The organism is Cupriavidus sp. 01L43 (genome assembly GCF_056399925.1).
The window spans coordinates 1-10937 of sequence record NZ_JBFTSH010000031.1; the positions used below are offsets into that span (position 1 = coordinate 1).

Consider the following 10937-nt stretch of genomic DNA (forward strand, 5'->3'; position numbering starts at 1 on the left):
TGCAACACGACCTTCGCCCTGAGCGCGATGCTGGAAGGTGACTACGAGATCTATATGGTCGCCGACGCCTCGGGCGGCACGACCAAGGAAGCGCACGACTACGCCATGCAGCGCATGATCCAGGCCGGTGTGGTGCCGGTGACGTGGCAACAGGTGCTGCTGGAATGGCAGCGCGACTGGAAGAACAAGGAAACCTACGACGCGGTGACCGGCCTGGCCAAGCAACACTCGGGCGCCTACGGCATGGGCATCGACTACGCCTACACGATGGTCCACAAGGCCGCGCAGCGCACGCAGACCCCGCACGCGTCGATCGCGCCCGTGCATGCGCCGGTGACCGAATACTGATATCCAAGGTGGGTGGCGCGGCATCAAGAGCCGGGCCACCCTGACTGGGCACAGGCAAAAAACGGTAGCCGCAATGACATGCAATCACAAACTTGGTCGTAAGCTGGAAATGGCTGCCGTCGCCTTCGCGACGGGGTTCTCCTCTCACGCGCACACCTCTTCGTCCCTCGGTATGCTGGCTGGAACACTGGCGGTTTGCGCCATGATGACCCAGCGGTTTGTTTATCCAGCGCTTGCGCGCAATGCGCGTATTGCCGCCGGGGCGCCATGCAGGAACATGTCTACCTTCTGACGGATCATGGCGTCCATGTCGGTCGGGACCTTGAGACCGTAGATCCACTTGCGGACGCCGATATAGAAGATGGCCGCGTGCAGGCTCCAGATCATCTCGATCTCCGCCTCAGTCTCTTCAGCTTTGCGCGGTGCCTCAATCCCGAATGCATCCCTGACTTCGGCCAGCACAGGCAGGAAGACCTTGCTGCGCAGCTTGCCGAGGTATTTCTTGTTGATGCCTTCGTGCGTCAGGCCGGCAAAGATGAACAGCCGGATCCATTCTTCGCGGAGGATCACCGATGAATAGTCGAGGTAAAAGGCATGGAGCCGCTCCGCCAGTGGCATCGAGCGGTCGGTGATTTGCCGATCCCAGTCAGGACGCCATTGGAAGACCTCGTTGTACACGCGCTCGATGAGGGCTTCCTTGCTCTCGAAATAACGATAGAGCAGGGGTTGCGTCACACCGATCTGTCGGGCCAGCTCCCGGGTACTGCCGCCAAAGCCGTTTCGGGTGAAATGTTCGATCGCCTTTTCGACGATCTGCTTCTCGCGTTCCTCGGGCAGCAGCCGTCGCGTAGATTTGACGGGAGGCTCTTCCGTGGTCGATCCAGTACCTGAGTCCATGACGTTCTCTCTCGCCAATGCGATGCCGATGATGTCCGGATTCTACCAATCGACCGATAAATGGGAAGATGGGCGACTGCAGAAGGTCTGCGCCGCCCGCTCCCGATGGTGGCTGCAGCCTAGTTAACGGTCTTCCTGCCGAGGCCCAGCTCACAATCCACGCGCTGATTCTGATACGCCGCGCGTTCCCATGCCCCCCGTGCCGACCGGTCGGTTACCGAGAATACGTAGATGCCGGCAAATGCCACCAGCATGGAGAACAGGGCCGGATATTCGTACGGATAGATGGCCGAGGCGTGCCCCAGCACCTGCACCCAGACGGTCGGGCTCAGGATCGTCAGTACTACGGCCGTGATCAGTCCGAGCATGCCGCCGACGACCGCGCCGCGCGTGGTCAGCCCGCGCCAGTAGATCGACAGCAGCAGCACGGGAAAATTGGAACTGGCGGCGATCGAGAATGTCAGGCTGACGATGAAGGCGATGGTCTGCTTCTCGAACAGGATGCCGAGCAGAATCGACAGCACACCCAGCACCAGCGTCGTCATACGCGACACCCGCATCTCGTCCTTGTCGGACGCCTTGCCCTGGCGGATCACCGTCGCATAGAGGTCGTGCGAGATGGCGGAGGAGCCCGCCAGCGTCAGCCCGGCAACCACGGCCAGGATCGTCGAGAACGCCACCGCACAGATAAAGCCGAGGAAGACGTTTCCACCCACCGCATGAGCAAGATGCACGGCCACCATGTTGACCCCGCCAATCACGGCGCCGGCGCTGTTGTGGTACAGCGGATCCTGGGCGACCAGCGCGATCGTGCCAAAGCCGATCACGATGATCATGGCGTAGCCCATGCCGACGATGCCGGTGGCGTAGAGCACGCTCTTGCGCGCGGCCTTGACGTTGCTGACGGTAAAGAAGCGCATCAGGATGTGCGGCAGGCCGGCAGTGCCGAAGATCAGCGCCAGGCCCAGCGACACGGCTGACACGGGATCCGAGACCAGGCCGCCGGGACGCATGATGGCGTCGTGCTTGCCATGTGCGGTGATGGCGTGCTCGAACAGGGTATTCAGGCTGAAGCCGAAGTGGCGCATGACCATGAAGGCCATGAATGCGCAACCGGCCAGCAGCATGACGGCCTTGATGATCTGGATCCAAGTCGTGGCCAGCATGCCCCCGAAGAACACGTAGACCACCATCAGCACGCCGACCAGGACCACCGCCGAGGTGTAGTTGAAGCCGAACAGCAGCTCCACGAGCTTGCCGGCGCCCACCATCTGCGAGACCAGGTACAGCAGCACGATCACGATCGAACTCAATGCCGAGAAGCCGCGGATAGGCCGCTGCCTGAGCCGGTATGACAGCACATCGGCCAGCGTGTAGCGCCCCAGATTGCGCAGCGGTTCGGCGATCAGGAACAGGATGATGGGCCAACTGGCCAGGAATCCGATGGAATAGATCAGGCCGTCGTAGCCGCTGGTAAAGACCAGCGCCGAAATGCCGAGCAGCGATGCGGCAGACATGTAGTCGCCGGCAATCGCCCAGCCATTCTGCATGGCCGTGATCTTGCCGCCAGCAGCGTAGTGGTCGGCCACGCTGTGGTTGCGCTTGGCCGCCCAGCGTGTCACGACCAGTGTGGCGGCGACAAACGCGACGAACATGGCAATGGCGATCAGGTTCAGGCCCTGCCCGACCGGTGGCGTGGCCGCCAGGACGGGAGTGGCGACGACAAGCGGCACAAGCAGGAGGGAAGCTGCAATCAAGGCGCGGTTCATGACGGTTCTCCCTCGCGGATCTGCGCAATCATCTTGTCGTAGACGGTGTTGCTGCGATACACATAGATGGCCACCAGTGCGAAGGTGAAGGCGAACATGCCGAACCCGATGGGTATGCCGACGCTCATCGGCTGGCCTGCTGTCAGCGGCGCAGCAAGCAGGTCCGGACGAAAGGCCAGGGTGAGAATGAAGCCGAAGTAGACCGCCAGCATCGCGGCGGTGAGCGACCAGGAAAAACGACGGCGCGCGCGCTGCAGACGCGCGAAGCCTGGCTCGCTCAGGAGGGGATGCGGGACCACGGGCGGGTCCGTTTCGGCAAGATCAAGATGGATTGGATAGGCGGCGGCCTGGGGCATGATGTTGTCTCCGGTACGTTGTTTTGCGGCGTAGGTCAGAAGCGCCGTGAGACGGCGGTCTCGCGCATGACTGCCTCGGGCGTCCGATAGCGTTCGGCCATCTCGCGATCCTGTTCACCCTTGAGTTGCGCCTGCATATAGGCCCCCAGATGGCGTGCGTGCTCGACGACCGCCCGGCCTACCTGGACGCGCTCGGTGCTGTACGCCTCGAGCGCCGTTTCGACGGACGGATGTCCGGCCAGCGCGTGGACCAGTGCGATGGCGTCGCCGGCCGCTTTCGTGACACCCATGCCGCAATGCGGGCGAGCCACGAACGCGGCGTCGCCCAGCAGCGCGATTCGGCCGAAAGCCATGCGAGGCACGGTCAGGTCGAAGATCGGCTGGAATAGCGGTTGGGGGGTCTTCGTGACGATTTCCGCGAACTGCGGCGCCAGCAGATCGGATGCGGCGCTTTCCATGTCGTCGAGCACCTCGGGGCGGATCAGGCTCGGCGGAATGCCATTGGCCCAGGTCTTGCCCGCGACGTCGGTCAGCAGGTCAGGGAGTTCGTCTTCCTCGCGCGTGGCGCGATACCACACGAAGTTGTAGCGGCGGCGGCCCGGCGCGATGCTGTTGCCGTCGCCCGCCACCGGATAGCCAAGGATTTGCTCGTGAGCCGGCAGGCAGAAGGCAAACTTGTCGAAAATGGCCGCGTGCGTGCCGGGCGAAATATCGGCCTCATCGACCAGCCCGCGCCAGGCAACATATCCGGCGTACTCCAGGCCGACCGAAGGCAGTAGCTGTTCGCGTACCCCCGAGCGGAAGCCGTCGGCGGCAATGACCATGTCGGCCCGGTGCGTCGAGCCGTCCTGCAGCGTGACGACCGCATGGTCGGCATGAGAATCGACCGCGGTCACGGTAGCGCCGGTGCGATAGGCGCCGGAAAACGCCTTGCCCAGCACGTCATACATCTTGCCCCAGGCCGTCAATGTCTGGGGCATCTGGCGATCCGATACCACAGCGCCATCGCGGGCGAGTGTGACCCGGGTATCGACGTGAACGCCAATGCTGTCGTCGACGACCACGCCGGCGGTGGCCAGTGCCTCGAACAGTTCCGGGTGCGTGACGATTCCGGCGCCACGCCCGGTCAACGCTTCGGGTGTCCGCTCGAAGACCTCGACCTCCCAGCCTTCGCGCTGAAGCATGCTGGCGGCAAACAGACCGCCGAGCGATCCGCCGACGACGATCGCCCTGGGTTGCCTTTGCAGTGCGGATTTCATGCCTCGACTCCCGTTGTAGCTTGCGCCGGATGCGGCAATGCCAGGCCCTCCACCTCGGTGGATGGGTAGTTGAGCTCGATCGTGACGCCCGAAGGATCCTCAATGAAGACCTGATGGAGGCCAAGGCTCGGGACGGTGCGGTCACGCCAGGCGATGCCCTCGGCGCGGAGGGTGTTCCACATCTGCGCGACGCCAGTGGCCAGGAAGGCGATGTGGTCGAGCGTGCCGGTGCCGGATGCGGGCAGGGACTTGTCGCCGAGGTAGGCCGCCAGCCCTGAAGGATTGGCGGGATCGATGCCAATGATGTGCACGCATCCGTAGTCACGCTCGTCGTCGCCCATATAGAGCCAGGCGCCGGGAAAATCGAACGGGGGGCGGTAGCCACGCCGGAAGCCCAGCACGCGTTCGTAGAACGCGCAGGACCGTTCCAGGTCGGTGGTGCGAATGGAAAAATGCGCAAGTTTGGTCAGTGCCATCGTCGCCTCCTTTAAATTATCGATCGATCAGTGATCGGTTGATAAATGATAGGGCGGAAGGCGCGACAGGCCAAGGGGCGGGACGGGTGGGACTTACCCTGATTCGACGAGCTTCCGCGCGGTGTCGCGCCTGGCTCACAAAGCAAGTCGGATCAAGGAGTGGCATCATCTGCCGGAACGCGAGCGTGTCGCATAGTTCATATCGCGATCTGCATCACGCTTCCCGAATGACCAATCGTTATCAATCGATCATCCCTGGAAGATGGACAAGCTGCTTGCACTGAAGATGTTCGTGGAAACCGTGGATGCGAAGGGCTTCTCCGCCGCAGCACGACGCCTGGAGCTGGCCACATCGTCGGTCACGCGCGCGCTCGACGGCCTTGAGGCATCACTGGGGGCGGTCTTGCTGAATCGGTCCACGCGGCTCATCACGGTCACGGAGGCCGGCGCAGCCTATTACCAGCAGGCCCGGAAGATTCTGGATGCCGTGGAGGAAGCCGACGCGTTGATTGCGGATCGGGGCGAGGAGCCGGTTGGGCGCTTGCGCGTATCGCTACCTGTGGCGTTTGGGCGGCGATGCATCGCCCCCTATCTTGGCGATTGGCTGGCGAAGTTTCCGAAACTCGAGGTCGAGGTGACGCTGACCGACGACATCGTCGACCTGATCGGCGAGCGGATTGACCTGTCCGTCCGGCTGGGCAGCCCGGCGTCTTACGATAGTGTCATCGCGCGGGAGATCGGCAGCTTCCGCCGTCGCGTGGTGGCTAGCCCGGCCTATCTGGAGAGCCAGGGTGTGCCCGCTGAGCCCGGCGAGTTGCTCCATCATCGCTGTCTGCGATTCAGCTATGGCGCGCGGGATCAGGTGTGGACCTTTCGCCAGGACGGCAGTGAGACGACAGTTCCGGTCAATGGCCATTTCCGCAGCAACAACGCCGAGGTATTACGCGAGATCGCGCTGGCGGGCGGGGGCATCGGTTTGTTGCCGGACTGGCTCGTCGATGACGATATCGACAATCGTCGGCTGACGCCGTTGTTTGACGCATGGTCTGTCAATCCTGACCAGACAAGCTCCGCCATCTCTGCGCTGTATCTGCCGAACCAGCGCGGCTCGCGGCGGATTGCCGCGTTCCTGACATTCCTGGCGACATTGCCCGGGCCGACACGCCGCCAGGAATGACTCAGCCAAGTGCCGGATAGTCGGTGTAACCGACAGTCGTGCCGCCAAAGAACGTCGCCGGATTGGCGGCATTCAGCGCCGCCGAGGTCTGGAGACGGCGGGGCAGATCGGGATTGGCAATGAACGGCCGTCCGAACGCGACGATGTCCGCGCGCCCGTCGGTAATCGCACGTTCTGCGGAGGCGCCGTCGTAGCCGCCAGCCAGCATCAGCACGCCGTGGAATTCGGCACGCATCCTGCGCATGATGGCATCCCAGCGCGGGTCAGCCGCCTCGTCCTTGACCGTACCGACCATCGCCGGCTCCACCAGGTGCAAATAGGCCAGCGACTCGTCGTTGAGGCGGCGTGCGATGTAGGCGAACGTGGCCTCAGGCGTGGCATCGCCCATACCCATGAAGCGGCCCATCGGCGTGAGCCGCACGCCCACGCGCTCCGCACCGATCTCGGCCGTCACGGCGTCCACCACCTCCAGTAGCAGGCGCGCGCGGTTCTCGATGCTGCCGCCATAGGCGTCGGTGCGAAGGTTGCTGTCAGAGTTGATGAACTGGTCCAGCAGATAGCCATTTCCCGCATGGATTTCCACGCCGTCCATGCCCGCCTCCATGGCATTGTGCGCGGCCCGGCGGTAGTCATGCACGATCGCCGCGATACCCTCCACGGTCAGTGCCTGTGGCGTCGGGATGTCGCCCCACACGCCGTTCCCGTCGGCGTCGACGATGAACGTCTTGCCGGGCACCGGGAGCGCGCTCGGCGCCACCGGCAGCGCGCCGCCGGGTTGAAACGACGGGTGCGAAACCCGGCCAACGTGCCACAGTTGCAGGAAGATCCGGCCAGCTTCGGCATGGACGGCGTCCGCCACGGCACGCCAGCCCTCGACCTGCTCGGCGGTGTAGATCCCAGGGGTCCACGCATAGCCCTGGCCTTGCTGCGAGATCTGGGTGGCCTCGGTAATGATCAGTGCCGCTGAGGCGCGCTGCCGGTAGTACTCGACATTCATGGCATTGGGCACATTACCGGGCTGGCCAGCGCGCGAGCGCGTCAATGGCGCCATGGCGACGCGGTGAGTCAGTTGCAGCTGCCCGATTGTGATGGGCGAGAACAGATGGGATGTCATGATGATGACTCCGGTCAATGAATGGTTCGAAGAAGGAGCGAGCTGCTCAGCGGCGCGAAGCGAGGGCCATGGCCAGCAGCGAGACCAGCGCAAGACCACTGCCCGTCGCGACGATGCCGGACCAGCCGATATGCGTGTAGAGCACGCTGGCGACGGCCGATCCCACCGCGCCCCCGGCGAAGATGGCGGTCATGTACAGCGCGTTCAGGCGTCCACGGCTGGTGGCATCGAGCGCATAGATCGCACGCTGACCCAGCACCATGTTCATCTGCACGGCAAAGTCGAGCACGATGCCGGTCAATGCAAGCCAATAGACGCCGCCTGTGCCGCCGACCAGTCCGGGAAGGAAACTGATGACAGCAGCGATCATCGCCAGGTAAGAGGCGATGCGCGTATGGCCAGAATCCGCCAGCCGGCCGGCGATCGGTGCCGCCACAGCGCCCAGCGCGCCAACCAGTGCAAAGACGCCAATCTGCGATTGCGAGAGGCCATAGTGGCTGACCAGCTCGAGGGGTGCGGCAGTCCAGAACAGGCTGAACGCGGCAAACAGCAGCGCCTGGTACAGCGAGCGCTGGCGCAGCACCGCATAGCGCGTGAACAGATGCCACAGGGAGACCAGCAGGCCGCCATAGGTGCCGCGATGCTCGGGCATGCGGCGCGGAATCGTCGCTGCGATGATGGCCACCGTCGCCAGCGTCATCGCGGCGGCGATAAAGAACACCGCACGCCAGCCGAAGGCCTGTGCCAGCAGGCTCGACAATGGCCGGGACAGCAGGATTCCGGAGAGCAGGCCGCCCATGATCGTGCCCACGGTGCGCCCACGCAGCGCTTCGGGCGCAAGGTGCGCCGCCAGCGGAATCAGTATCTGCACGCTCACGGAGCTCAGGCCAAGCAACAGCGACACCAGCAGGAACAGTCCTGGCTGCGACGCGGTGGCGGCGCCCACAAGGCTGATGGCGGCGGCCACGCCACTGATCAGCAGCAGGCGCCGGTTCTCGTGAAGATCTGCCAGCGGTACCAGAAAGAACAGACCGACGGCATAGCCAATCTGGGTCAGCGACACGATGACGCTGGCGCTTTGGGCCGACAGCCCCACCGTCGGCGCAATCATCTCGATGATGGGCTGGGCGTAATAGAGGTTGGCAACCAGCACGCCGGCACACAGCGAAAACAGCGCGACCAGCGCGCCGGCCATCGGGACTGGCGCAGGCGCGGCGCCGGGCGTGAGGGGGGAAGTTGTGGATTCCATGGCGTTGAGGGACAGGTTGCAATGGGGAGAGCTTAGGCGCCGGAAAGCGCAATTTGAATCACAACGGGGAGCAAATCAGCGTTGCGCGGGATGCAACGCCTCCCTCGGTACTTAGGGCGCGATCCTGGCCTGCAGCGTCTCGCCGCCCAGTGGCATATCGCGCAGCCTCACGCCCGTGGCATCGACCAGTGCGTTGCCGATGGCACCGGCGGTCGGGCCCATCGCGGCTTCCGCCACGCCCAGGAATGGTGCGCCTGGACGATCGATCAGATGCACATTGACCTGCGTGGGGTACCGCCGAGAACCGCATGATTGGATAGGTTCCCCAATCGAAACTGCGAATGCCAGTCGTGTCGAAGCGCAACTGTTCATAGAGTGTCCAGCTGGCAGATTGCAGGATGCCGCCCTCGGGTTCGCAGCGGCGCCATGCCGGATGCCCGGCGACAGGAAATCGCCGCAAACAGCCCGGACTGGCGGTGCGACGCCGTCGAATTCTTCGTCACGCGGATCTCGTTCGATTCCCTCGACAAGGCGCGTGCTGCAAGTCTGAGCGATGTACCGACCAGGCTTCGCCTGCCCGAGGCGGACATTGATCGCCTGATCGATGCGGGAAGGGATGCGATCCTCGGCAACCCGGTGATCCGCGAGTTCGAGCGCGAGGCGACCGGGGCGCGATAGTCCAGCGCCCCAAGAAATAACGGCCGCGATCTCTCGCGGCCGTTTTTGCTTTCCAGCGGGGGTTTTTACTGCGCCGATCCCGCCGCCGCCGTACCCGCCACCTTCGGCACCGCCGGTGCGGCCCGTTCCATGAAGAACGCGCCACGCAGCTGCGAGGTGGCCGCGCGGGTGCCTTCGTCCACTGCGCCCATCAGGTTTTCATATTCCGGGGCCTGGTCCCAGTCGCCCTTGGCGGGATTGTGGTTTTCCACCCTTTCATACCATTCGAGCTTGTTGGTCGACAGGTCCACCAGCTGTCCGGTCAGGGAGATCAGGGCCGTCGGCGGGGTCAGCGGCAGGAAGCCGTAGTAGTTTCGGACCGTGCCCAGCGAGGTGGCGCTCACCAGCAGCAGCTTGTCCGCCTTGTACTTCCGGGCCAGCGGGCGATAGTCACGCAGCGCCACGCCATCGCCCGAGCCCTCCGTGAACTTGGAGAGGGACTCCGTATCGATCGGCTCCTCGATCATCACGACCTTGATCTGGCGCGATTCCAGGCCCTGGGCGAATTCCTTGGGCAGGCCGCTCACCTTCGAGAAATCCTGCTTCTGCAGGCGGTCGACGATGGCCTTGGCGTTGGCCCGGTTGATGGCGTAGTCCAGGATGCCCTGCGCGCCCAGCATGACCTGGTTTGGCTCGGGCAGCTTCTCGAGGGCGACCGCGACGGTCTTCTCCTTGTTCTCGAACAGCGCGCTGGTGGCCGGAATCGGCTTCTGTACCACTGCGCAACCCGCGAGGGCGGTAACGGCCAGCAGCAGCCCGGCGAGGTAACGACGACCCATGGTTTCTCCTGTTTTTATCGGATGAGGGAAAGACATGAGATCGATAACGTCCGGCAGGGCCTGACATTGAGCCCCGGGAAGTGGGGTAGACATGCCCCGGGGGTCGCGCGGCGGCGTAGAGAGATCAAATTTCAAAAAATTTGAATAACTACGTGAGACTTCAGCGGATTTACGTCACTTATCGCCCCGTATAGTTCATCCCATCGCAACGCCACAACAAAACAACGGCGAACAGCGAAAAGCAATAAAACTGAACGAATCAACCTTTAGCTACCGGAGAAACCACCATGTCGAACGCCACCAACGCCAAGCTGCAAGTCCTGACCCCGCGCAACAGCCAGCTGATCATCATCGACCACCAGCCGCAGATGGCCTTCGGTGTSCAGTCGATGGACCGCCAGACCATGAAGAACAACGTGGTGGGCCTGGCCAAGGCGGCCAAGATTTTCGATGTGCCGACGACGATCACCACGGTGGAGTCCGAGTCGTTCTCCGGTTACACCTACCCCGAAATCCTCGATGTCTTCCCGGGCCAGCAGACGCTGGAACGCACCTCGATGAACTCGTGGGATGACCAGAAGGTGCGCGACGCGCTGGCCGCCAACGGCCGCAAGAAGATCGTCGTGGCCGGCCTGTGGACCGAGGTCTGCAACACGACCTTCGCCCTGAGCGCGATGCTGGAAGGTGACTACGAGATCTAYATGGTSGCCGACGCCTCGGGCGGCACGACCAAGGAAGCGCACGACTACGCCATGCAGCGCATGATCCAGGCCGGTGTGGTGCCGGTGACGTGGCA

The 10937-nt window shown here is 63.6% G+C and carries 12 protein-coding genes and 1 pseudogene; 4 read left to right on the plus strand and 9 right to left on the minus strand.

The genetic code is table 11. The features are described 5' to 3' along the window. Positions 1-348 (plus strand): isochorismatase family protein (locus AC1DP9_RS27450; RefSeq protein ID WP_477109045.1); only part of this gene is annotated, 348 nt, incomplete at its 5' end. Positions 349-570: 222 nt separating this feature from the next. On the opposite strand, the gene AC1DP9_RS27455 is transcribed toward AC1DP9_RS27450, so the two are convergent. The 5 genes from AC1DP9_RS27455 to AC1DP9_RS27475 all read right to left on the minus strand — a co-directional run bounded on the left by AC1DP9_RS27455 (position 571) and on the right by AC1DP9_RS27475 (position 5105). Further along, complete coding sequence (locus AC1DP9_RS27455) at positions 571-1245, minus strand: TetR/AcrR family transcriptional regulator (protein ID WP_454756784.1); 675 nt, start codon at positions 1243-1245, stop codon at positions 571-573. A gap of 119 nt (positions 1246-1364) precedes the next feature. Next, on the minus strand, positions 1365-3014 hold the full coding sequence (locus AC1DP9_RS27460; RefSeq protein WP_477109046.1) for a cation acetate symporter: 1650 nt from the start codon (positions 3012-3014) through the stop codon (positions 1365-1367). Continuing rightward, positions 3011-3370 (minus strand): DUF485 domain-containing protein, encoded by a 360-nt coding sequence (locus AC1DP9_RS27465; protein ID WP_441593816.1) that lies wholly within the window; start codon positions 3368-3370, stop codon positions 3011-3013. The genes AC1DP9_RS27460 and AC1DP9_RS27465 overlap by 4 nt, the downstream gene beginning before the upstream one ends. 35 nt (positions 3371-3405) lie before the next feature. Further along, on the minus strand, positions 3406-4629 hold the full coding sequence (locus AC1DP9_RS27470) for an FAD binding domain-containing protein (RefSeq protein ID WP_477109047.1): 1224 nt from the start codon (positions 4627-4629) through the stop codon (positions 3406-3408). Next, on the minus strand, positions 4626-5105 hold the full coding sequence (locus AC1DP9_RS27475; RefSeq protein ID WP_441593814.1) for a VOC family protein: 480 nt from the start codon (positions 5103-5105) through the stop codon (positions 4626-4628). The genes AC1DP9_RS27470 and AC1DP9_RS27475 overlap by 4 nt, the downstream gene beginning before the upstream one ends. 262 nt (positions 5106-5367) lie before the next feature. Between AC1DP9_RS27475 and AC1DP9_RS27480 the strand changes: the two genes are divergently transcribed. Next, entirely contained in the window at positions 5368-6282 is a 915-nt protein-coding gene (locus tag AC1DP9_RS27480; protein WP_092291734.1) for a LysR family transcriptional regulator, read from the plus strand. Between the two features lies 1 nt (position 6283). Here AC1DP9_RS27480 and AC1DP9_RS27485 read toward each other — a convergent pair whose 3' ends face one another. The 3 genes and pseudogenes from AC1DP9_RS27485 to AC1DP9_RS27495 all read right to left on the minus strand — a co-directional run. After that, a complete protein-coding gene (locus AC1DP9_RS27485) occupies positions 6284-7396 on the minus strand; it encodes an alkene reductase (RefSeq protein ID WP_477109048.1) in 1113 nt (370 codons plus the stop codon). 46 nt (positions 7397-7442) lie between these two features. After that, positions 7443-8645, minus strand: a complete 1203-nt coding sequence (locus tag AC1DP9_RS27490) for an MFS transporter (RefSeq protein ID WP_477109049.1) — start codon at positions 8643-8645, stop codon at positions 7443-7445. Between the two features lie 111 nt (positions 8646-8756). Further along, positions 8757-9060 (minus strand): annotated as a pseudogene (locus tag AC1DP9_RS27495) (xanthine dehydrogenase family protein molybdopterin-binding subunit); the annotation flags it as partial. A gap of 11 nt (positions 9061-9071) precedes the next feature. Between AC1DP9_RS27495 and AC1DP9_RS27500 the strand changes: the two are divergent. After that, on the plus strand, positions 9072-9323 hold the full coding sequence (locus AC1DP9_RS27500; protein ID WP_477109050.1) for a hypothetical protein: 252 nt from the start codon (positions 9072-9074) through the stop codon (positions 9321-9323). 65 nt (positions 9324-9388) lie between these two features. On the opposite strand, the gene AC1DP9_RS27505 is transcribed toward AC1DP9_RS27500, so the two are convergent. Then, positions 9389-10141 carry a hypothetical protein gene (locus AC1DP9_RS27505; RefSeq protein WP_092291740.1) on the minus strand — a complete coding sequence of 251 codons (753 nt, stop codon included), beginning with the start codon at positions 10139-10141 and terminating at the stop codon, positions 9389-9391. A gap of 287 nt (positions 10142-10428) precedes the next feature. Between AC1DP9_RS27505 and AC1DP9_RS27510 the strand changes: the two genes are divergently transcribed. After that, positions 10429-10937, plus strand: a 509-nt coding sequence (locus tag AC1DP9_RS27510; protein WP_477109051.1) for a hydrolase, incomplete at its 3' end; no start/stop codon positions are given.